This window comes from Cytobacillus stercorigallinarum (genome assembly GCF_014836495.1).
Taxonomy (GTDB): domain Bacteria; phylum Bacillota; class Bacilli; order Bacillales; family Cytobacillaceae; genus Cytobacillus; species Cytobacillus stercorigallinarum.
Window position 1 is genome coordinate 44315 of the sequence record NZ_JACSQT010000001.1, and the last position, 21871, is coordinate 66185.

Below are 21871 nucleotides of genomic sequence, written 5' to 3' on the forward strand. Positions count from 1 at the left end.
CCATTTCTTCCGTTTATGCTTAATTTTAAGAGTATTTATTCATTTATATGTATAGATAAGGTAGATGTCTAAATCTGTCACAAAATTAGTATTGAATCCATCATCAAAAACGAATAGAATTTATTTTGGAATTCGAAATGGAATGAAATGAATAGAATGTGAAAGGGGTATGGATGATGCCTCGAGCTTTGTGGTTATTAGTTATTGGGATGGCTGTTAATGTAACAGGTTCCTCTTTTTTATGGCCTTTAAACACGATTTATATGCATGAAGAATTAGGAAAGTCTTTATCGATGGCCGGTATTGTTTTAATGATCAATTCAGCAGCAACAGTCATAGGCAATCTCGTTGGTGGTGTGCTGTTTGATAAATTAGGTGGCTATCGCTCGATTTTATTAGGCGTAGTCATTTCGTTAGCTTCACTCATTATTATGGTCTTTAAACACGGATGGCCGGAATACATTGTATTATTGACGATTTTAGGTTTTGGCTCAGGAATCGTGTTTCCTTCTATGTATGCATTGGCAGGAAGTGTATGGAAAGAGGGCGGGAGAAAAGCGTTTAATGCGATGTATGTAGCGACAAATCTAGGTGTCGCATTAGGTGCAGCAATGGCAGGGTATATTGCTTCATTTTCTTTCAATTATATTTTTATCGCTAATTGTCTAATGTATATTTTGTTCTTTTTGATAGCAGTCACTAGCTATCGAAAAATGGAAGTAAAACCTGTTAATCAACCAAATGAAATAAAAACAGAACAAAAATGGCGCGGTAATCCTAAATTAAACGCACTATTCATTCTGTTAATCGGTTATCTATTATGTTGTATTGGCTATGTGCAATGGCAATCGACTATCTCAGCATATACTCAACAAATTGGGATTTCTTTAAAACAATACAGTATGTTATGGACAATAAATGGCGCCATGATCGTGCTTGCACAACCATTAATTAGTCTTTTAGTTAAAAGAATAAAATCATTAAAAGTACAAATTATTATTGGCATTTTTATTTTTGCTATCTCTTTTGCTGTTGTAGGAAATGCAGTTGCCTTTTCTGGTTTTGTCACCGCAATGATTATTTTAACCATTGGCGAAATGCTTGTATGGCCTGCGGTACCTACTATTGCAAATGACTTAGCACCAAAAGGTAAAGAAGGGTTCTATCAAGGGATTGTTAATAGTGTCTCTACAGGAGGCAGAATGATCGGGCCGTTACTTGGAGGCGTACTTGTCGATGTATATGGTGTAAAGATGCTTTTCGGTATTCTAATGGCATTACTGCTCATCTCCGTATATACAACCATTGTTTATGATAAAAAGCTTAAAAAGAAAAAAGTCATGCCAGCTATATCTTCATAAAAAGAGAGCCCCGTAGATAAAAATTCTAGGGGCTCTTTACTCAACCATTCAGATAATATCTTGGTAATGATGTGATTGAACTTCATCTAGAAAAATGACTTTATGAAAGAAACTTTTCAAGATCAACCAACGAGCGGGATAAGCCTCGATAAAACTTTCAATGACTTTTTCAGAATAGAGTATCAGGCAATCTAACTTCGGTTTGGTTTGTTTTAAATCATAATATAAGGCATGTGGAATGGTGTAGTAATCATGTAATTGATAAGGATTTAATTTAATGGTTTTCATTTGGTTATTTTCAATGAACGTCTGGATGGATTGCTTCTGAACTTCAAGGCTTTCATCTAAAGTTTTATAATCATTCATAATCCACTTTTCATTAATAAAAGCGATACCTTTCATAATATGAAATCACCTTTCCTTATTTTTTACTATAGTTATGGGCAAAATAAGGAAGAGAAATACATGGATAAAAAAATTGTCACGATTTCGCTTTTCTTGAATAGCTTATACTTATCTATAGTAACTTGTGAAAGCCTACTTGCATCAACCATTGAAATTGATTACAATGTCAATATGAATATTTTATAACTGCAATGATGAGGAATAGTAATGCTAGGAAGCCTGATATTAGAGAGCTAGCGGTTGGTGTAAGCTAGTCAGGTCCTTTCATGAACTCGCCTACTGAGCAGCAAGTGTGAAAATAACAGTAATACTTGCCGTACTCCGCGTTAAGGATGAATGAAGTGAACAGTTAACTGTAAACTGTTAATGTGGGTGGTACCGCGGGAGATATACATAATCCTCTCGTCCCTTTTTGAGGGATGAGGGGTTTTTTTATACTTAAAAACGTAGCATTTTTTAGGAGGAAAGAAGATGAGCTTTAATCATCAGCAAATTGAAGGTAAGTGGCAGCACTACTGGGAAGAACAAAAAACATTTAAAACAGGTGAAGAAAAAGGGAAGAGAAAGTTCTATGCGTTAGATATGTTCCCTTATCCGTCTGGTGTAGGTTTACACGTGGGACACCCTGAAGGATATACAGCAACAGATATACTTGCACGCATGAAAAGAATGCAAGGGTATAATGTCCTTCATCCAATGGGGTGGGATGCATTTGGTTTACCTGCTGAACAATATGCCCTTGATACAGGGAATGACCCAGCTGAATTTACCGAGAAAAACATTAACACATTCCGCCGTCAAATTAAATCATTAGGATTTTCTTATGACTGGGATCGTGAAATTAATACAACAGACCCGGAATATTATAAATGGACACAATGGATTTTCCTAAAGCTTTATGAAAAAGGTCTTGCTTATATCGATGAAGTAGCAGTGAACTGGTGTCCTGCACTTGGAACTGTGCTTGCTAATGAAGAGGTAATTGATGGGAAAAGTGAACGTGGTGATCATCCGGTAGAAAGAAGACCAATGCGCCAATGGATGCTAAAAATAACTGCATATGCTGACCGTTTACTAGAGGATCTTGATTTACTTGATTGGCCAGAAAGTTTGAAGGATATGCAGCGCAACTGGATTGGCCGTTCTGAAGGTGCTGAAGTGACTTTCCATATCGAAGGTGACAAAGGTACGTTTGAAGTGTTTACGACACGTCCAGATACATTATTTGGTGCCACATATGCTGTTCTTGCACCAGAACATAAACTAGTTGATGTGATTACAACAGAAGAGCAACGTCATGCAGTTAATGCTTATATTGAAAAAGTTAAAACAAAGAGTGATTTAGAAAGAACAGATTTAGCGAAAGAAAAAACAGGTGTATTCACAGGCGCTTATGCAATTAACCCTGCTAACGGTGAAAAAATGCCGATCTGGATTGCTGATTATGTGCTTGCTTCATATGGTACAGGTGCGATTATGGCTGTTCCAGCTCATGACGAGCGTGATTATGATTTCGCCAAAGAATTTAACTTGCCTATTAAAGAAGTCGTAGCTGGTGGATATATATATAAAGAAGCCTATGCTGGTGAAGGCGAACATATTAATTCTGATTTCTTAAATGGCTTAGGTAAAGAAGAAGCGATTACAAAAATGATCGCTTGGCTAGAAGAGAAAGAGATTGGGACGAAAAAAGTGACATATCGCTTACGTGATTGGTTATTTAGTCGTCAAAGATATTGGGGTGAACCCATTCCTGTTATCCATTGGGAAGATGGTACAATGACGGGAGTTCCTTACGAAGAGTTACCTTTAATTTTGCCAACAACAACGGAGATTAAGCCATCTGGTACAGGTGAATCACCGTTAGCTAATATTGAAGAGTGGGTAAATGTTATCGACCCTGTAACAGGTAAAAAAGGTCGCCGTGAAACGAACACAATGCCACAATGGGCAGGTAGCTGCTGGTACTATTTACGTTATATTGATCCGAAAAACAGTGAAGCATTAGCTGATGCGGAAAAATTAAAAGAATGGTTACCAGTTGATATTTATATTGGTGGAGCTGAACATGCTGTTCTTCATTTATTATATGCTCGTTTCTGGCATAAAGTATTATACGATATCGGTGTAGTGGATACGAAAGAACCATTCCAAAAATTATTTAACCAAGGCATGATTCTTGGAGAAAATAATGAAAAAATGAGTAAGTCAAAAGGGAATGTTGTTAATCCTGATGCCGTTGTAGAAAGTCATGGAGCAGATACACTTCGTCTATATGAAATGTTTATGGGTCCACTTGATGCCTCAATTGCTTGGTCTACAAATGGATTAGATGGCTCTAGGCGCTTTTTGGACCGAATTTGGCGTTTGCTTGCTGAAGAAGATCATAGCTTAAGTAGCAAAGTGCAGGATGTAGAAGTATCTCAACTAGAAAAAGTGTATCATCAGACAGTGAAAAAAGTAACAGAGGACTTTGAAGGATTACGCTTCAATACCGCTATTTCGCAAATGATGGTTTTCGTCAATGAAGCCTACAAAGCCGATATTCTTCCAAAGGCTTATGCAGAAGGGTTTGTAAAAATGTTGGCCCCAATTGCTCCACATATTGCAGAAGAACTATGGGAAATCCTTGGTCACACAGGAACCATTTCTTATGAAGCTTGGCCAGCATACGATGAAGCGAAAATGACAGATGATGAAGTAGAGATCGTTATCCAAATCAACGGTAAAGTGAAGGCAAAATTAATGGTACCTGTTGATGCACAAAAGGATGTTCTAGAGCAAATTGCCATGGATGATGATAAAATCAAAGAACAAATTGATGGCAAAACAGTAAGAAAAGTAATTGCTGTTCCTGGGAAGCTAGTAAATATTGTCGCTAATTAAGTTTCTTTCGGAAAAAGAGGTAGCTTATGAAAAGAGCTACCCTTTTCCCTATGCGAATGTAATATTCGCATTTTGATAAACACTTCTTTAAAATAGAGATAACGATAATGGAAAGGGTGGTAGTAGATGACTGGTATGAAAGAAATCACAACAGAAGAATTACAGAAAAAGTTAGAAGCAGGAGAACAACTTGAACTTGTAGATGTAAGGGAAGATGACGAAGTAGCTCAAGGCATCATTCCTGGTGCAAAGCATATTAGGATGGGGACAATTCCTGAAAACCTTGATAAGTTTGATAAAGACAAAGAATATATTATGATTTGCCGTTCAGGGAATCGTAGTGGACAAGTTTGTCGCTTTATGCAAGAACAAGGCTATCAAGTGACAAATATGGTCGGCGGTATGCTTGAGTGGGAAGGCGAAACAAAATAATTGGTACGTATGAAGAAGGCCTCTTTTTTAGGAGGTCTTCTTTTTTTTGAGTTGATAAAGGGCTAAAGGAATATGAATATTATTTAGAATCAATAATCAAACAAACGCAGAAAACCTGTCCAGCAGTGCGGAACAAACTGAGATTGTTACCGCATCGGTATAGCATGAAGCTCTTTAGTATGATGAGAACAAACGAAAACTTCATTTCTCACATACTAAAAAATGTGTTTACAAAGAGTTTCCGAAGCTCAGAAGAATTAATACTCAAGGGCAGGTCGGAAGTAGAGTTAATCAGCTCTGTCGCTTTTTACGAAAGGGTTTGTCCAATCTTTTGCTTTTCACAAGAAGTATGAGCAGCATAAAAGTAAAGCAAAGCGAATAGGTGAAGGTATTCACTAAAAGATTGTCCGATTCTCTAGTTATCGGCCCAATCTTTTGTCATTCCCGAAGAGATAGGTCTGATTCACAGGTTATTGGCCCAATCTCACGCTCCCCCAGATTTTTGAAGGGGAAATCACTGCTTGATCCAATCAAATTTTTGTGCTTTTCCTGTTTTTTGACTCAATCCCCGTTTGATCCAATCAAAATTTCGCGCTTCTCCCGATTTTTGACGCGATCCCCGCCTGATCCAATCAAATTTTCACGCTTTTCCTGTTTTTTGACTCAATCCCCGTTTGATCCAATCAAATTTTCACGCTTCTCCCGATTTTTGACGCGATCCCTGCCTGAGCCAATCAAATTTTTGCGAGACCTTGAAGTGAAAAAATACCATAAAACAGTATCAGAACATAGAATAGGCTTTCAAACGAAGACAGCAGAAAATGCGAGGGAGATTATCGTCTATGATCATGAAATAATCGCACTTCATTTCAAAAACAAAAAGCCTACTTACTATAAAGTCTTAAATAAAGAAGCGCTCACAAGCATTATTGATACACTGACTTCAAAAAAATAATGAGCAACAATTTAAAAACCCTCCAATATACCACCACCCTACATTTCTTTTGCTATGATGTGAATCTATTCTTAGAAAAGGGAGTGAGTTGATGGTACTGAAGGTAAAAGAATTGTCCGTTAGTTATGGGGAGAAAACGGTGGTTGATAAGATTAGTTTCTCCATTCAAAAAGGAGAGGTACTGGGAATACTAGGAGAAAACGGTGCAGGAAAGACATCGTTGATAGAAGCTGTGCTAGGAATTAGGCCTGCTATTTATCAGGAAGTCTCTATATTAGGACAATCTCCTATTCATAATAGAAAGCAAGTTTTTGAGAAAGTGGGTGTGCAATTTCAAGAATCTCACTTTCCAGACAAAATGACCGTCGCTGAAAGCTGTCAGCAATGGAGTGTGTTATATAAGCACACTGAGCCATATCAATCTTTATTGACCAAATTTGGCTTACAAGATAAAGAGAATTCATTAGTTAAATCATTGTCAGGCGGTGAAAAACAAAGACTAGCTGTGTTATTGGCATTGTTACCCAACCCGGAATTGGTCTTTCTAGACGAATTAACTACGGGCTTAGATACGAAAGCAAGAAAAAAATTGTGGCAAACGTTAAGAGATTATAAGCGTGAAGGATTATCTATTGTCCTTACCTCTCACTATATGGATGAAGTAGAAGCACTTTGCGACCGCATTATGATTTTAAAGAAAGGACATATCATATGTGAAGGAACGATAGCAGAAGTGATCACTTATTCAGGGCAAGCTTCACTGGAGGATGCCTATTTAGCTTTAACAGATGAAGAGGGGGAAAGATAATGACATTTTATACTTTAACAAAAATAGAAGCGAAACTCGTTTGGAGAGGTCTAGATATCCTGATCTTCGGTATCATTTTTCCAATCATTGTTGCCTTTTTATTTGGTTATATTATGAATAATGAACTGTTTACCCAAGGAAATACAATGTTCCTGCAATCTTATCCAGCAGTTGTCACAATTAGTATATTAGCTACAGGTGTAATGGGACTACCACTTACCATTGCTGATTACCGTCATCGCCATATTTTAAAAAGATTTCAGGTGACCCCTGCTTCGCCTTTAACTTTGCTTTGTGCACAGGCATTCGTTCAATTTATTGCTTCAATATTGTCCTTCCTAGGTGTGACAGCGGTTTATCTTTTTGTTTTCAATTATGAAATGGCTGGCTCCTTTGGTTTGTTTCTTTGCAGTTATTTGTTTGTTTTAATTGCAATGTATAGCATTGGTATACTCATCGGAAGTGTAGTTCCTGATCAAAAAGCAGCGAATTTATGGGGGTCGTTAGCCTATTTCGGAATGCTTCTATTTTCAGGTGCAACCATACCTTTTGAAATTTTTCCGGAAATTTTACAGAATGTCTTTGCGTTCCTGCCTTTATCACAAGGTATTCAGTTGCTTAAGGAAGTAAGCTTAGGCGGAGTTCTAAGCGACATGATTTATCCAATTGTAGCAATGACGGCATGTGTATTAATTAGTAGCTTCCTTTCAATTAAATATTTTAGATGGAAGTAGTGGGATATGTTGGTTTATTTAACTAAAGAAATCGCTGATAGTATGGGCGTTCATCCTAATACAATGAGAGTTTACGAGGAGTGGGGATATCTTTCTCCTGCTCCTCGTGCTGTTAATGGATATAGACAATATGATGAAATACACCTCTTCCAATTGAAAATAGCGAGGTTAGCTTTTCGATGTGAAATTATTCAAGGAAATATCCGTAACAGTGCAAGAGAGGTTGTGCGCAAAGTGGTCAGAAACAATTTCTGAAAGCATATGAACAGGCTGAAAAACATTCACTACGTGTAAGCAAGGCATATGAAAGAGCGTTAGAAGCAGCTGAGATTGCAGAGGGATGGTTATATTCAACTAAAAAAACCAAAGTAAAGGATTGTCAAGACATCAAGTAGCATTCGAATGAGTGATTGATTTACTGATATCTCCCATCACCCACAAGAAAGATAGGCAAATGGTGGTTAAAAGAATACGTTTAAGCCTCCTCATTTCATCACCTTATACTCGTGTATATATTACGAATTTTCTGTTAATAATAAATGAAAATACTCATTCCCATGGAGGGGGTTTTCATCAAATGATCAAGGTAAAGTTATTTGACCAAGAACATGAAAAAGATCTAGAGGTTGCGATGAACCGTTTTTTAGAAAAGGTTGAAGAACAAAAGCTTGTTGATATTAAATATAATATTGCTGCGATGCAAGAAGAAGATGAGGAGCAAATTTATTGTTTTTCGGCGATGGTTATATATAGAGCGTAACTACTTTAAAATCAAGTAGTTACGCTTTTCCTTAGAGCAGCATTACTCCCTGCTAGGCGTCCTGTGACAAGAGCGGAGGTAATGTTGTAGCCGCCTGTATAGCCATGGATATCAAGGATTTCTCCGCAAAAAAATAATCCATCCATTTTTTTCGATGCCATTGTTTGTGGTTCAATTTCTTTGACAGAAACGCCCCCACCTGTTACAAAGGCCTTTTCTAATGGTAATGTACCATCTATTTCAATGCGGAAATCGTGTAGTCGATTAACGAATAAACGAAGCAGTTCATTTGTGATACTTGCTGCCTGTGTGGTTGGGTCAATGCCTACTTCTTCTAAGTGGAAGAGAAGATACCTTTCAGGAACGATCCCTTTTAGCAAGTTTTTAATACTCTTTTTCGGTTCATTTTTTTTAAGTGTTACGATCTCTTGGAAAGTCTTCTCAGCATTTTGCTCGGGTAGGGAATTAATGCGTACGTTTACTTTGTTTAGTTTCCACTTCTTCATCGCTTTAACGACGAATTGACTGCATCTTAAAATCGCAGGTCCGCTTAGCCCGAAATGGGTGAAAATCATGTCCATTCGATGTGTAATTAATGGCTTATCTTTAGGGTTCAATACACTTACATCCACATCGCGCAAAGAGAGTCCTTGTAGCGCTTTGTTCTTTATAAATGATTCGCTAGATGTTAACGGAACTTCTGTCGGGAATAAATCTGTAATCGTATGTCCAGCTTTCTCTGCCCAACCGTAGCCATCTCCTGTAGATCCTGTATGGGGTACAGATTTGCCTCCCACTGCTAGCACAACAGCTTTTCCGTGAAACTGTTCACCGGAATGTAATTGGACTGTATGGCTTCTCTCTGGTTGGAATTGAATATCAGCAACAGGACTATTTGTTTTTATTGTTACTTTCAATTCGTCTAGCCTTGTAAGTAGCGCATCAACAACAGATTGTGCTTTATTACTTACAGGGAACATCCTACCGTGGTCTTCCTCTTTTAAGGCGATACCAAGCTTCTCAAAAAAACGGATAATATCTTCATTACTAAAAATGGAGAAGGCGCTATGAAGAAAGCGTCCGTTACCAGGAATATGTTTAATGATTTCATCGATTGGGAGCCGATTAGTCACGTTACAACGGCCACCACCTGAAATCGCCAGTTTTCTACCTAATTTATTGCCTTTATCAATAAGTAATACTTTTGCTTTATTCTCTGCAGCACCAATGGCAGCCATTAGACCAGATGGCCCACCGCCAATGACAATGACATCATATTGTGTTTGTTTCATTTTCTTCACCAACTTTTTCTCTTTCAATGAAAATAGCATACCTTTGCTATTATAAAGCAAAAGATACAACATCTAAACATCTTCTTAAAAAATCATTAAGAATGAAAAGAGTCGTCTGAGATAAAAATATGTCTATTATTGTCGTAACATATGGTAGAATGAGAAGTTGTATAGTTTAATTTTGTGAATGATAGAAAACACCACGCTTTTGGTAGCGCTTGGACAATAGAGGATGGGATTATATGTCGTCTAAGCTTTTACGAGGAACATTTATTTTAACTCTTGGTACATTCATATCTAAGTTTCTTGGATTATTTTATGTGATTCCATTTTATCAAATCGTTGGAAACGAAGGAACAATCCTTTATAACTATTCTTATGTACCATACACAATCTTTATTAGTGTGGCGACTGCGGGTGTACCGCTTGCCGTCTCAAAGTTTATTTCAAAGTATAACGCATTAGAAGAATATGCAGTCGGAAGGAAGCTGTTTAAGTCCGGTTTAATTATTATGCTTTGTAGTGGGTTTGCATGCTTCTTAATCATGTATATGGGAGCGCCTACGCTAGCGAAGATTTTTGTGGACCCAGAAGATGTAGCAATGCTACAAGACATTGTCTCCGTTATTCGAGCGGTCAGCTTTGCCTTAATCATTATCCCGTTTATGAGCTTAATTCGCGGATTCTTCCAAGGTCATCAATCAATGGGACCTTCAGCCGTATCTCAGGTCGTTGAACAAATTGTACGAATTGCCTTTCTACTTGCAGGGGCATTTGTCGTTATTTATGTAATGGATGGCGATCTTGTTACAGCAGTCAGTGTCGCTACTTTTGCAGCCTTTATAGGTGGTATCGGTAGTTTAGCTGTTTTGTTTATTTATTGGTACAAAAGAAAGCCTTATTTAGATCAATTATTGGTTAAAGATAAAGGTACAATGGATATTTCTCTTACAGACATGTATAAGGAAATCATTCTTTACTCTATTCCCTTTGTACTTGTCGCATTGGTTAATCCGTTATTCCAAATGATTGATTTATCTACGTTTAATAAAGCAATGCAATCGATTGGCTACACTGGTTCAGAAGCAGGCGCAGCACTTTCGGTACTTAACTATCAAACCCATAAATTAGTGATGATTCCTGTTACTTTAGCAACTGCATTTTCATTAACACTCGTACCGACTATTACAAATTCTTTTATAAAAAATGATCGTATAACGATGAACCGTCAATTAAATCAAACATTTCAAGTGATTTTATTTTTAATTTTGCCAGCGGTTGTCGGCCTTGCTTTATTAGCTGAACCAGTATACACATTGTTTTATGAGCATAGTGAGTTAGGCACTGATGTACTGCGGGCTTATGCACCAGTGGCGATGTTATTTGCCCTTTATGCAGTGACAGCTGCGATTCTACAAGGGATCAATGAGCAGCGCTTTACGATCCTTAGTTTATTAGTAGGGATTTTAGTAAAGCTTGCATTAAATATACCCCTAATTAAGTGGTTAGAAACAGAGGGAGCAGTTCTAGCAACTGCACTTGGTTATGCTGTGGCTATTTTAATCAACTTGATTGTCATTAAAATATTCTCAGGCTACCAATTTAGATTTGTATTTCGACGCAGTTTATTAATTATTATTCTTACATTGGTTATGACTGTTATTACGTGGGTCCTTTATCAAATATTAATGATTTTCTTAAATCCAGCTTCTGGATGGCATGCAATTATCATTGTGTTTGTTTGTGGAGGAGTAGGTGCAAGTGTATACTTCTATCTTGCAAATAAGATTCGTCTATTACCACTATTATTTGGAGATAGAATCGATCGGATTTTAATTAAACTGAAGTTGAAGAAATAGTATCTAGTCTTTAGGCGCCCAGCTTATCTATGCTGGGTGCCATTTTTTTTACTGTATCGTCTTAATGAAATGTTGTCCTACAAGGAAACTAGTAATGGCCAGGGAAATATTTGTTGCAGCTCTCAAGAGAGTCCAATAAATATATCCCTAGCCATTTTTTTTGATCGCTTATGTTAACAGATGGTTACTTCACTTGTAATGATTTCCCCGCTTTGGTGGTTCATATGTTCAACGCCACTTTCACAGTTCTCTGGATTCTCCCATTTGATTATATATTTATTGCCTTTCTGTTCAATTGAAACGATAGTTACCTTCCCAATTGTTCTTGTATTTTTTTCAATAACGATGGACTTGGCTTGTTGTTCGGAAATTTTAGGTTCTGGTGCTGTCGAACAGCTACTTAAAAAGAGTAGGAACAGAAATAGCAGTAGATAAGATGTTTTTTTTATCAAGTGGATTCCCCTTTTTATGAGTAGACGGAATGATGAGCTGGAAGTTTCATTGGGGGTGGTATAAACTTAAAAATTCGTTGCTAAAAGGAAATGGCACCCGTAAGTATCGAAATAATGGTCATCACAATCGTTGTTCCAAACGCCCACTTAAATAGGAACTTCTGATGCTCGCCAAAATCTACACCAGATAGCCCGATGAGAATAAAGGTCGCAGGAACTAAAGGAGACAAAGGGAAGCCTGTTGTTGAATGGCCTAATAAAGCTGCTCTACCTATTTCCACTGGGTCAATGCCAAAGTTTGCTGCTGTTTCACTTATAATTGGTAAAATACCAAAGTAGTAAGCATCAGGTGGGAAAACAAATACTAACGGTAAACTAGTTATCGCAACGAAGACAGGGAGGTAAGGGCCAAGGCCTTCAGGTATGATAGAAACAATGGAAACAGCCATCGCGTCCATCATTTGCGTTCCATTTAGGACACCTAAAAATATCCCTGCAGCAAAGATTAATGTACTGATTAATACAAAGTTATTTGCATGACTTAAAATTTGCTCTTGTTGCGCTTTTGGATCCCGGAAATTGACAAAAAGTGCGATAGAAAAAGCAATTGCAAATAAAATTTGTAGTGGCAATACGTCCATAATAAGCATGATCATTAATACGATTGTTAAAAGTAAATTAAACCAGAATAATGTGGGTGATGTTTTTTTCTGTTCTATTGTACTCGATTGTTCTGTGAAACTCTCAGTGTATATTTGAATCACACCGATTCTTTCTCTTTCCTTCTTACCTAGGATATAAGCAGAGAAAAATGTCCAGAGTAGTCCACCGATCATTGCTGGGATAAGAGGGATAAACAAATCACTTATTTCAACATTTAAACTAGCAGTGGCTCTGACTAAAGGGCCTCCCCAAGGTATCATATTCATTACTCCTGCAGCTAAGGCAACTACACATGATAAAATAAGGCGGTTCATTCCTAATTTCTTATAAAGAGGTAGCATCGCTGATATGGTAATCATAAAAGTTGATGAACCATCCCCGTCTAAACCAACAATCATTGTAATAAGAGCTGTAGCCATCACTATTTTTAATGGGTCCCCTTTGACATACATTAAAATACGTGAAATCATCGGGTCAAATAGCCCTACATCAATCATTAAACCAAAATACAGGATCGCAAAAACAATCATGATCGCTGTAGGGGTTACTTGGATAATCCCATCCATCATCAGTTGTCCCATTTCATTGCTGAATCCACCGATAATGGCAAAAGCTACTGCAACAAAGACAAAAGCAACAACAGGTGAAAGTTTTTTAGTTAGTACTAAAAGAAGAAAAGATATCATCATGCAGAAGCCTAATAGAGATAGCAAGTTTACATTCACTCCTTTTTATTAATTAGCTGTTATGTTTTTTTCTTTTATATAATCCCTTTTTCTCTTAACTTTGCAATTTGCTCTTTTGTAAGGGATAATTCTGACATTAAAACATCTTCTGTATGTGACCCTAAGTTTGGACCTGCCCATTTAATTTCACCTGGTGTTTTACTCAATTTTGGTACGATTCCTGGCATTTTCAAAGTTCCGATTCCTTCAATAGGTACTTCTTGTATCATATTTCTTTCTTGATAATGTGGATCATTTACAATATCTTCAATTGAATAAATCGATCCTGCTGGTACACCTGCCTCATCTAAGAGCTCTTTGACTACAAGTAGTGGGTGCTGACTTGTCCAATCTTCAATCAGCTGATCTAAATACTTTGCATGTTTAGATCGACCGATATTATTTTCAAAACGAGAATCTTTTGCAAGCTCTTCTCTGCCAATGGTTTTCATTAACCGTTTGAAAATTGTATCTCCATTCGCACCAATGACGATATATTTACCATCAGAACAAAGGTATGTATTTGAAGGAGTGATACCTGGTAATGTGCTACCCGTACGTTCTCTGATTACACCATTTCTTCCGTATTCAGGGAGGATGCTTTCCATTAAACTAAACACCGATTCATAAAGGGCAACATCAATGACTTGTCCTTCTTTCGAATGATTTACGTCACGGTGATAAATTGCCATTAATGCACCAATTACTGCATATAGAGCAGATAGAGAATCACCTATACTTATGCCTACCCTCACTGGCGGGAGGTCGGGATAGCCTGTTAAAAAGCGGAGCCCACCCATTGCTTCTCCAATTGATCCAAACCCTGGCTTATCTTTGTAAGGTCCATCTTGTCCGTATCCAGACACTCGTACCATTACCAACCGTGGATTAATTTTCTTTAATTCCTCATATCCAATACCCCATTTCTCTAGGGTACCTGGACGAAAGTTCTCAATTAAAATATCAATTTCCTTCACTAATGCTCGGAGAACTTTTTGACCTTCTTCTTTTTTTAAATCCAGTGTGATGGATTTCTTATTTCTAGATTGCACATACCACCAAAGACTAGTTGCATCTTCTATTACTCTCCAAGTTCTTAGTGGGTCTCCTTTTGCAGGCGGTTCAACTTTAATGACATCTGCACCGAATTCAGCTAATAATTTCGATGCGAAGGGTCCAGCGATTAACTGTCCCAGTTCAAGAACTTTTAAACCAGATAACGCTTTATTGGACATTTTCTTCACCTCTATTAATCAATAAAATTACTGATAGATTGCTTGTAAAGAGAGTAAATCTTGTTCGATATGCTTGTACATTTCCTTCGCTGCTTTTAAGCTATCTCGTTCTTTAAGTGCGGATAGAATTTGAGCGTGTTCTTCGATACAACTCTCGTCTCGTATGCCGATTTTAATCCCACTATTTCGGAAATAGGTTACTTTGTCACGAATGGTATTAGTTAATGAAACTAAATGATCATTTCCAGATGAGCTTAAGATGATTTCATGAAACTGTATACTAAGTCTTACGACATCCTCTTTCGCCTGCGATAACCATGCTTGTTTCGTTTTATCAATAATGCTTTCTAATAATTCTAAGTCGGAATTTTCAATGTTTTTAGCAGACAGCTTTGCTGCGAACGACTCCAATTGCTGTCTAATTTGATAAATTTGAATCATATCTGTTAGGGAGGGACTAAATACTTTAAGGGTGTTTCCGTTTTGTACAACTAATTCTTCTTGGATGAGCATTTTTAAAGCTTCACGTACTGGCCCTCGGCTAACGTTAAATTCTTCAGCGATTTTTACTTCTATTAATCTTTCCCCTCCAGGATAATATCCGTCTAATAATCTCTTTTTTAAATGCTGATATACTTGTACCGTCAATGTTTCTCTCATAATGGAAATCAAGCAAACCACTCCTTTCAACAAAAAATGTAAGCGTATTCAATATGTACTTATCATAAAAATTTTAATGTATACTGTCAACAGTAAATTTTCAGTATATTTTATATATTCAAACTAAAACATTCTCCCTACTTTTTATTGATAATGTGAAAATGAATTGGTAATTACTAAAAAGGAAGAGAAGTGAATCCTTCGCGTATTTCGTTGAAAGAAGTGAATAGAATGGAGTCATTTGGATTATTAGGAATTATTCTCGTTATTGCTTTAGGGGTCTTTTCGCAGTGGTTATCATGGAAGATTCAATGGCCTTCAATTGTGATTATGTCGATTGCTGGATTAATAATCGGTCCAGTATTTGGGCTAATGAATCCTGAACAAGATTTAGGCAGTCTTTATAGCCCTATTATTTCGTTAGCTGTAGCTGTCATATTATTTGAAGGTAGTACAACGCTTGATATTCGTGAAGTTCGTAGTATTTCTAAATCCGTTTTTCGGGTAGTTACAGTTGGGGCGTTTCTTGCTTGGATTCTTGGATCTTTGGCAGCTCACTATATCGCAGGCTTGAGCTTAGAGGTGGCTTTTATCATCGGTGGCTTATTTATCGTTACAGGGCCAACTGTTATAATCCCTCTATTAAGGCAGTCCAAACTTAAACCTCGAGTAGGTGCTTTGTTAAAATGGGAAGGTATTATTGTTGACCCAGCAGGGCCGCTACTCGCCTTATTTGCTTATGAGGTTATTAAAGTATTAGTAAGTGATACATTAGGCATGATGGAGCTCGGAAAATTCCTACTAGCTTCATTATTAGCGATTGTGATTGGTTACATATTTGCAAAGATTTTGAGCTGGATGGCTAACGGAGGGATGTTTCCAGAATACTTGAAATCCCCTATTACACTATCACTTGTGTTCATTTGTTTCGGCATAAGTGAACTTATTATGCATGAAACAGGGATGCTTGCTGTGACAGTGATGGGACTTGTATTAGCTAGAGAGAAGAAAAAAGTATCTGCCCTAGGGAATATAAGTCACTTCATTGAAAATGTCTCTGTTATCTTAACATCTACAATATTCATTTTATTAACAGCTTCCTTAACAAGAGAGACGATTGCAGAAGTCTTTAGTATCCAAATAATTGGATTTGTAATCGTGATGTTATTTGTTGTTCGTCCACTATCGATTTGGATATCAACAATAGGGACAGAACTAACCAATCGAGAGAAAACATTAATTGGATGGATTGCTCCAAGAGGAATCGTGGCATTAACAGTATCTGGTTATTTCGCAACGACATTAATGGATGATGGTTATCAAGAAGCAGGATTACTTACAACATTAACTTTTGCTCTCGTTTTTATAACGGTTTGTGCTCATGGTTTTACATTAGCGCCGCTGGCAAAAAAATTGAACTTAGCATCTGAAACAGAGCCTGGTGTACTAATCGTTGGAGCAAGTAGTTTTTCCATTGCTTTAGCATACAAGCTAAAAGAGTTGGGAAATCCCGTACTGATTAGTGACACATCAAGTGGCAAGTTAAAGCTCATCCGAAAAAAGGGGATTGAAACTTACTCGGGACAAATACTAGATGAGCATAGTCAATTCGAAATCGATTTAACACCTTACGAATTCATCCTGGTAATGTCTGATGATCCTAATTATAATGCATTGGTTACGCAGTCATTTCTTCCGGAATTCGGCTATAATAAAACGTTTACCATAGCGACTGAGCGAATGGATGAAGAAAAGGATGAAAGGTTTCCAACGACTGTGAAAGCGCATATCCTTTTTGACGAAGAGCATGTGTTCACAGAGTTAAATAAGAAAATTAATACAACCTATTCGATAGAAAGTAAACAAGCAAACGACAGTTATGAAAAATTAGAACAAGCACAAGTGGATGGGTATCCTTTATGTGTTCGTAAAAAAGATGGATCGATCGCTTTTAAGACCTTAAAGGACTCACCTTCTGTTGATAAAGAAGATATGATTATTTATTTGGAAGAAGTGAAGAAGTAAACATAAGATTACATGATTGAATCATGCAGTCTTGTTTTTCATTTTCTATTGTTTATTAATCACTTATTAAAGGACTTACATAGAATATTTAATATAACTGAATGAAGAGGTGTGGAAAATGTTGGTTAATAGAAAAAAACACTCGTCTCATCACTATGGGCAACAGAAATTAGGTTCCCTTTGTCATTTAAATGAAAACAGACAGAATCAATGGAGATTACAAAGAAATAGTGGAGGGTCCTCTAACAAATAGCAATGTATGTGTAAGTTACATTATGTTAGGTAGATGATATACTAGGGTTAACTATGACTGACATAATGAGAATATGCGGATATGTAGAAAGAGGAAAAAAATTCCTCTTTAAGCTTTCCCTATTCTTCAATAAGGGCGTGGAGACGGTGATGGATGATTAATACCAATGCGCCGTTCCACTCTTTCTAATCTTCTTTCTAAACGATCAAATTGTTGCTCTAAGCGCTGTACTTGATTTTCTAAACGTTCAATTCTACGGTTGGTACTGTTATTGCTTGGTGGGAAGCCTGGAATAGGGAAAAATGTTGGTTGTTGACGATAGTAATACATGTTTCATGCACTCCTTTATCAATAATCTATGATGTTAGTCTATGTTGATATGGGCAATATGTGCGTAGGAACGATGATATAAAAGGAGTAAGTAAGATGCGAATAGATAAAATGTTAGCAAACTTAGGTTATGGAAGTAGAAAAGAAGTGAAGCAATTATTAAAGCAAGGAGCAGTAAAGGTTAACGGTTCGCAGATTAAAGATGCTAAACAACATATTGATCCAAAACAGGACGAAGTGGATATTCATGGTGAGATCATTGAGTATAAAGAATACATATATTTAATGATGAATAAGCCTGACGGGGTAATTTCTGCCACGGAAGATACGATGCATCAAACCGTCATTGATTTATTAGAGATGGAAGATATCGTTTATTCCCCATTTCCTGTAGGTAGACTGGATAAAGATACAGAGGGCCTATTGCTAATAACGAATGATGGTAAGCTTAGTCATCAGTTATTGTCGCCAAAAAAACATGTGCCAAAAACATATTATGCCATTATTAATGATAGAGTAACAGAGGCTGATATTCATACCTTTTCAAAAGGTGTGAAGCTTGATGATGGTTATGAAACGAAGCCAGCAAAACTAGAAATATTAAAAAGTGGGGCAAACTCTGAAATTCATTTAACGATTACAGAAGGGAAATTTCATCAAGTCAAACGCATGTTTGAGGCAGTAGATAAAAAGGTAATTTATTTAAAAAGGCTTACAATGGGTCCGCTTCAACTTGATGATTCTCTTGCGTTAGGAGAATATCGAGAATTAACGGATGAAGAATTAGAAGAATTATTATCTTATGATCCAAGTAACGAAATGTAAGGACTAGTTATACCTTTGTAACAAGAAAGAAGCCCGAATTTAAGAGCTTCTTTCTTTTCGCTTGTCATTTTCTTATGATGACATCTTCACTTTCTTTTGTGTAATCGTCCATTTTCCTCGGCTTGGACTTTTCACCAAGTCATTATAAGCTAAAACATTTAAATCTCGCTGTATCGTACGAGGAGTGATACCGAATTCCTCTACAAGCTCCTGAGTTGTTACAGTTCCGTTTTTCCGAATAAACATATAAACGGATTTGATACGGTTTAACATCCGGTTAGTCGAAGGTTTCAAAAAACCACTCCCTATCCAATTTATAAACCCATGGCAAGTGCCTGCAACCGACAGTTTCAGTCAAGAAACATGTCCTTTCAGTTATATGTAGTCTTCTTTTTCCCGAGACAACTCCTTTTTTGGTTTAACAGAAGAAATAATCAAGATGTCATACTATTTATTTAATATTGTAAACCTATTTTCAGACAATTTCTAGTCACTTGCATGATTTTACATTATTTTTCTCTTTTTCCTTCTAAATATACAAAAGCATCCTCCATTCTTTTTAACATCATATATATGGCTAAAGGAGCCTGTTTTATGTTCTGAATATTAAAAAAATAATTTATTGGTTTACAGAATGAAATGTTAGGGAAGTTAGTATAGATTGAAATGATTGAGTTGGAGGAAACTTATGATAACATTTGCTGGTGTGTCTAAGGCTTTTGGAGAAAAAGAAGTCGTCAATTCTTTGGATTTTTCCATAGAAAAAGGAGAACTATTTGTGTTAATAGGTCCAAGCGGCTGTGGTAAAACAACTACACTAAAGATGATTAACCGTTTAGAAGAAACGAGCGGTGGATCAATTACAATAAATGAAAGGAATATTCGTGATTATGCTCTTCATGATTTACGTTATGACATCGGCTATGTGCTGCAACAGATCGCTCTCTTTCCACATATGACAGTAGAAGAGAATATAGCCATTGTACCTGAATTAAAAAGATGGGATAAAAGTAAAATTCATCAACGTGTGACAGAATTATTGGAGCTAGTGGGATTAGAACCAGGTACGTATCGGAATAGAAAACCTGCTGAGCTATCTGGGGGTCAACAACAAAGAGTGGGTGTCGCGCGTGCATTAGCTGCCAATCCTGAAGTGATATTAATGGATGAACCATTTAGTGCGCTTGATCCGATTACGAGAGTGAAGTTACAAGATGATTTACTGTTAATGAAGAGAAATATAAATAAAACAATTGTTTTTGTGACACATGATATGACAGAAGCGCTAAAGCTAGGTGATCGTATCGCTGTGATGAATGAAGGAGGAGTGGTGCAAATTGGTACACCCGAAGAACTGAGGAATCAACCTGAAAGTCAATTTGTTGAAGAATTCATTAGTTCAACTGATCAAACTGTTGATCCATTTGACATTAAACATGTGATGATTCCTTTTGATACGGGCGATGGATCAATTTCTGAAACAGTAACGACAAATATAAGTAAAGAGCAAGTGCTAAACCAACTGGTCACACATGAAAAAATTGCGGTCCAAGAAAATGGTGCTCTCGTTGGGATGATTACAAGGGAGAGTGTGATTCAATTTTTAGCCACTCAAGCGAAAGATGTGGGTGGGAGAGTATGAATGAATTTTTTAACGTTTTATCAGAGAGACAAGATCAATTGTTCAGTGCATTAATTGAGCATATGCAAATTTCGTTTATTAGTCTATTATTTGCGGTAATTATTGCAATTCCATTAGGGGTTATCTTAACGAGAAATGAAAAAGTTGCAGAACCAATTCTTGGCGTTACGGCAGTTATTCAAACAATCCCTTCATTAGCTTTACTTGGCTTACTCATTCCCTTATTAGGAATTGGTAAAATTCCAGCTATTATTGCTTTGGTTGCTTATGCTCTTTTACCAATTTTAAGAAATACATATACAGGAATTAAAGAAGTTGATCCAGCCTTAAAAGAGGCGGCTAGTGCGATGGGAATGAAATCTACACAACGGTTGATGAAAGTTGAACTCCCTCTAGCTATACCTGTCATTATGGCTGGAATCCGTACCGGTATGGTTCTAATTATAGGAACGGCAACTCTAGCAGCACTTATAGGTGCCGGGGGCCTAGGAGAGATTATTTTACTAGGGATTGACCGCAATGACTCTACATTGATTGTGATTGGCGCTATTCCAGCGGCTCTTTTAGCTATTTTATTTGATTTTATTTTAAGAAGGTTTCAGAGATTATCATTTAAGAAAGTAATGGTGGGTGTCAGTATTGGCGCTATAATGGCCTTATTTATAGCGGTTTTTCCTTATATCTTTCAACAAGAGAAAGATTTGAAGATTGCCGGAAAACTTGGGTCAGAACCTGAGATCCTTATCAATATGTATAAATTATTGATTGAAGAAGAAACAGACTTAACGGTTGAGCTTCAGCCAGGACTGGGTAAGACTTCTTTTGTTTTTAAAGCGTTAACTTCCGGTAGTATTGATATTTATCCTGAGTTCACTGGTACAGTGATTGCTGAGTTTTTAAAGGAAGAAGCAGTGAGCACAGACCAAACAGCGGTCTATGAACAAGCAAAAGAAGGAATTCAAGAGGAATTCGATTTAGCTCTATTAGAACCAATGGATTATAATAATACCTATGCATTAGCTGTTCTTAATGACTTTGCCGAAGAACATGAACTTCAAACAATATCCGACTTAAAAGCAATTGACCGCATGATGAAACCAGGATTTACACTCGAATTCTCTGATCGTGAAGATGGTTACCTCGGCATTCAGGAGTTATATGGCCTAAGTTTTTCTGAAGTGGTGACAATGGAGCCTAAATTAAGGTATACCGCTTTGGAAAATGGTGAAATCAATCTTGTTGATGCCTACTCAACTGATTCTGAGTTAGAAGAGTATGGACTAACCGTTCTAGAAGATGATCAATCACTTTTTCCTCCTTATCAAGGTGCACCGTTATTGAGACAAGAAACAATTGAAAAATATCCAGAAATTGTTGATCCTCTCAATCAATTGGCAGGAAGGATAACGGACGATGAGATGCGAAAAATGAATTATGCAGTGAATGTTGATGGGGAAAGTGCCAAAGAAGTAGCAGAAAAATATTTAAAAGAGAAAGGTCTTATCCAGTAGTAAACAAGAAAGATAAGAAAGTCCGAACAATGGAATGAATTGTTCGGACTTTTCATGT

At 36.9% G+C, this 21871-nt stretch carries 21 protein-coding genes and 1 other annotated feature; of the genes, 13 read left to right on the plus strand and 8 right to left on the minus strand.

The window, feature by feature from the left end; translation table 11 throughout:
• Window positions 1-176 precede the first annotated feature (176 nt).
• Window positions 177-1361 carry an MDR family MFS transporter gene (locus H9655_RS00300; RefSeq protein ID WP_191809791.1) on the plus strand — a complete coding sequence of 395 codons (1185 nt, stop codon included), beginning with the start codon at window positions 177-179 and terminating at the stop codon, window positions 1359-1361.
• A gap of 48 nt (window positions 1362-1409) precedes the next feature.
• Here the strand turns inward: H9655_RS00300 and H9655_RS00305 are convergent, their stop codons facing one another.
• Window positions 1410-1763: a hypothetical protein gene (locus H9655_RS00305; RefSeq protein ID WP_191809793.1), complete on the minus strand. Its 354-nt coding sequence runs from the start codon at window positions 1761-1763 to the stop codon at window positions 1410-1412.
• Window positions 1764-1948: 185 nt separating this feature from the next.
• Window positions 1949-2179 (plus strand) — a binding site (T-box leader).
• 58 nt (window positions 2180-2237) lie between these two features.
• On the opposite strand from H9655_RS00305, the gene leuS reads away from it, so the two are divergent.
• From leuS to H9655_RS00340, 7 genes are all read left to right on the plus strand, one after another.
• Window positions 2238-4652 (plus strand): leucine--tRNA ligase, encoded by a 2415-nt coding sequence (gene leuS, locus H9655_RS00310; protein WP_191809794.1) that lies wholly within the window; start codon window positions 2238-2240, stop codon window positions 4650-4652.
• 126 nt (window positions 4653-4778) lie between these two features.
• The gene (locus tag H9655_RS00315) at window positions 4779-5084 is read left to right on the plus strand and encodes a rhodanese-like domain-containing protein (protein ID WP_191809797.1); all 306 of its coding nucleotides are present in this window, start codon (window positions 4779-4781) and stop codon (window positions 5082-5084) included.
• A 757-nt stretch (window positions 5085-5841) separates the two neighbouring features.
• Window positions 5842-6039, plus strand: a complete 198-nt coding sequence (locus H9655_RS00320) for a hypothetical protein (protein WP_191809799.1) — start codon at window positions 5842-5844, stop codon at window positions 6037-6039.
• A 91-nt stretch (window positions 6040-6130) separates the two neighbouring features.
• Window positions 6131-6847 carry an ABC transporter ATP-binding protein gene (locus H9655_RS00325; RefSeq protein WP_191809801.1) on the plus strand — a complete coding sequence of 239 codons (717 nt, stop codon included), beginning with the start codon at window positions 6131-6133 and terminating at the stop codon, window positions 6845-6847.
• Window positions 6847-7581, plus strand: a complete 735-nt coding sequence (locus H9655_RS00330) for an ABC transporter permease (protein ID WP_225230348.1) — start codon at window positions 6847-6849, stop codon at window positions 7579-7581. Before H9655_RS00325 ends, H9655_RS00330 begins: the two co-directional genes overlap by 1 nt.
• A gap of 6 nt (window positions 7582-7587) precedes the next feature.
• Window positions 7588-7836 (plus strand): MerR family transcriptional regulator, encoded by a 249-nt coding sequence (locus H9655_RS22290; RefSeq protein WP_225230349.1) that lies wholly within the window; start codon window positions 7588-7590, stop codon window positions 7834-7836.
• 322 nt (window positions 7837-8158) lie between these two features.
• Window positions 8159-8341: a sporulation protein Cse60 gene (locus tag H9655_RS00340; RefSeq protein ID WP_095372184.1), complete on the plus strand. Its 183-nt coding sequence runs from the start codon at window positions 8159-8161 to the stop codon at window positions 8339-8341.
• A gap of 11 nt (window positions 8342-8352) precedes the next feature.
• Here the strand turns inward: H9655_RS00340 and H9655_RS00345 are convergent, their stop codons facing one another.
• A complete protein-coding gene (locus H9655_RS00345) occupies window positions 8353-9633 on the minus strand; it encodes a BaiN/RdsA family NAD(P)/FAD-dependent oxidoreductase (RefSeq protein WP_191811295.1) in 1281 nt (426 codons plus the stop codon).
• A 242-nt stretch (window positions 9634-9875) separates the two neighbouring features.
• Between H9655_RS00345 and H9655_RS00350 the strand changes: the two genes are divergently transcribed.
• Window positions 9876-11492: a putative polysaccharide biosynthesis protein gene (locus H9655_RS00350; RefSeq protein WP_191809803.1), complete on the plus strand. Its 1617-nt coding sequence runs from the start codon at window positions 9876-9878 to the stop codon at window positions 11490-11492.
• A 173-nt stretch (window positions 11493-11665) separates the two neighbouring features.
• Here H9655_RS00350 and H9655_RS00355 read toward each other — a convergent pair whose 3' ends face one another.
• From H9655_RS00355 to H9655_RS00370, 4 genes are all read right to left on the minus strand, one after another.
• On the minus strand, window positions 11666-11944 hold the full coding sequence (locus H9655_RS00355; protein ID WP_191809805.1) for a hypothetical protein: 279 nt from the start codon (window positions 11942-11944) through the stop codon (window positions 11666-11668).
• 80 nt (window positions 11945-12024) lie between these two features.
• Window positions 12025-13320: a CitMHS family transporter gene (locus H9655_RS00360; protein WP_191809807.1), complete on the minus strand. Its 1296-nt coding sequence runs from the start codon at window positions 13318-13320 to the stop codon at window positions 12025-12027.
• 47 nt (window positions 13321-13367) lie between these two features.
• Window positions 13368-14567 carry a CaiB/BaiF CoA transferase family protein gene (locus H9655_RS00365; RefSeq protein WP_225230350.1) on the minus strand — a complete coding sequence of 400 codons (1200 nt, stop codon included), beginning with the start codon at window positions 14565-14567 and terminating at the stop codon, window positions 13368-13370.
• Window positions 14568-14594: 27 nt separating this feature from the next.
• Window positions 14595-15239: a GntR family transcriptional regulator gene (locus H9655_RS00370; RefSeq protein WP_191809811.1), complete on the minus strand. Its 645-nt coding sequence runs from the start codon at window positions 15237-15239 to the stop codon at window positions 14595-14597.
• Between the two features lie 219 nt (window positions 15240-15458).
• Between H9655_RS00370 and H9655_RS00375 the strand changes: the two genes are divergently transcribed.
• The gene (locus H9655_RS00375) at window positions 15459-17252 is read left to right on the plus strand and encodes a cation:proton antiporter (protein WP_191809813.1); all 1794 of its coding nucleotides are present in this window, start codon (window positions 15459-15461) and stop codon (window positions 17250-17252) included.
• Between the two features lie 379 nt (window positions 17253-17631).
• Here the strand turns inward: H9655_RS00375 and H9655_RS00380 are convergent, their stop codons facing one another.
• On the minus strand, window positions 17632-17835 hold the full coding sequence (locus tag H9655_RS00380) for a hypothetical protein (protein WP_191809815.1): 204 nt from the start codon (window positions 17833-17835) through the stop codon (window positions 17632-17634).
• A 96-nt stretch (window positions 17836-17931) separates the two neighbouring features.
• Between H9655_RS00380 and H9655_RS00385 the strand changes: the two genes are divergently transcribed.
• Entirely contained in the window at window positions 17932-18660 is a 729-nt protein-coding gene (locus H9655_RS00385; protein WP_191809817.1) for a pseudouridine synthase, read from the plus strand.
• A gap of 72 nt (window positions 18661-18732) precedes the next feature.
• Here H9655_RS00385 and H9655_RS00390 read toward each other — a convergent pair whose 3' ends face one another.
• Window positions 18733-18954 (minus strand): DeoR family transcriptional regulator, encoded by a 222-nt coding sequence (locus H9655_RS00390; protein WP_095372193.1) that lies wholly within the window; start codon window positions 18952-18954, stop codon window positions 18733-18735.
• A 394-nt stretch (window positions 18955-19348) separates the two neighbouring features.
• Here H9655_RS00390 and H9655_RS00395 point away from each other — a divergent pair, with 394 nt between their 5' ends.
• A complete protein-coding gene (locus H9655_RS00395) occupies window positions 19349-20302 on the plus strand; it encodes an ABC transporter ATP-binding protein (RefSeq protein ID WP_191809819.1) in 954 nt (317 codons plus the stop codon).
• Window positions 20299-21813 carry an osmoprotectant update ABC transporter permease/substrate-binding subunit OpuFB gene (gene opuFB / locus H9655_RS00400; protein ID WP_191809822.1) on the plus strand — a complete coding sequence of 505 codons (1515 nt, stop codon included), beginning with the start codon at window positions 20299-20301 and terminating at the stop codon, window positions 21811-21813. The genes H9655_RS00395 and opuFB overlap by 4 nt, the downstream gene beginning before the upstream one ends.
• The last annotated feature ends 58 nt before the right edge of the window (window positions 21814-21871 follow it).

Excerpts from the sequence above, each read along its gene's own strand:
- H9655_RS00300 (WP_191809791.1), top strand. The coding sequence starts at position 177 with ATGCCTCGAGCTTTGTGGTTATTAGTTATTGGGATGGCTGTTAATGTA.
- H9655_RS00305 (WP_191809793.1), bottom strand. The coding sequence starts at position 1,763 with ATGAAAGGTATCGCTTTTATTAATGAAAAGTGGATTATGAATGATTAT.
- leuS (WP_191809794.1), top strand. The coding sequence starts at position 2,238 with ATGAGCTTTAATCATCAGCAAATTGAAGGTAAGTGGCAGCACTACTGG.
- H9655_RS00315 (WP_191809797.1), top strand. The coding sequence starts at position 4,779 with ATGACTGGTATGAAAGAAATCACAACAGAAGAATTACAGAAAAAGTTA.
- H9655_RS00325 (WP_191809801.1), top strand. The coding sequence starts at position 6,131 with ATGGTACTGAAGGTAAAAGAATTGTCCGTTAGTTATGGGGAGAAAACG.
- H9655_RS00330 (WP_225230348.1), top strand. The coding sequence starts at position 6,847 with ATGACATTTTATACTTTAACAAAAATAGAAGCGAAACTCGTTTGGAGA.
- H9655_RS22290 (WP_225230349.1), top strand. The coding sequence starts at position 7,588 with ATGTTGGTTTATTTAACTAAAGAAATCGCTGATAGTATGGGCGTTCAT.
- H9655_RS00340 (WP_095372184.1), top strand. The coding sequence starts at position 8,159 with ATGATCAAGGTAAAGTTATTTGACCAAGAACATGAAAAAGATCTAGAG.
- H9655_RS00345 (WP_191811295.1), bottom strand. The coding sequence starts at position 9,633 with ATGAAACAAACACAATATGATGTCATTGTCATTGGCGGTGGGCCATCT.
- H9655_RS00350 (WP_191809803.1), top strand. The coding sequence starts at position 9,876 with ATGTCGTCTAAGCTTTTACGAGGAACATTTATTTTAACTCTTGGTACA.
- H9655_RS00365 (WP_225230350.1), bottom strand. The coding sequence starts at position 14,567 with ATGTCCAATAAAGCGTTATCTGGTTTAAAAGTTCTTGAACTGGGACAG.
- H9655_RS00375 (WP_191809813.1), top strand. The coding sequence starts at position 15,459 with ATGGAGTCATTTGGATTATTAGGAATTATTCTCGTTATTGCTTTAGGG.
- H9655_RS00380 (WP_191809815.1), bottom strand. The coding sequence starts at position 17,835 with ATGTATTACTATCGTCAACAACCAACATTTTTCCCTATTCCAGGCTTC.
- H9655_RS00385 (WP_191809817.1), top strand. The coding sequence starts at position 17,932 with ATGCGAATAGATAAAATGTTAGCAAACTTAGGTTATGGAAGTAGAAAA.
- H9655_RS00395 (WP_191809819.1), top strand. The coding sequence starts at position 19,349 with ATGATAACATTTGCTGGTGTGTCTAAGGCTTTTGGAGAAAAAGAAGTC.
- opuFB (WP_191809822.1), top strand. The coding sequence starts at position 20,299 with ATGAATGAATTTTTTAACGTTTTATCAGAGAGACAAGATCAATTGTTC.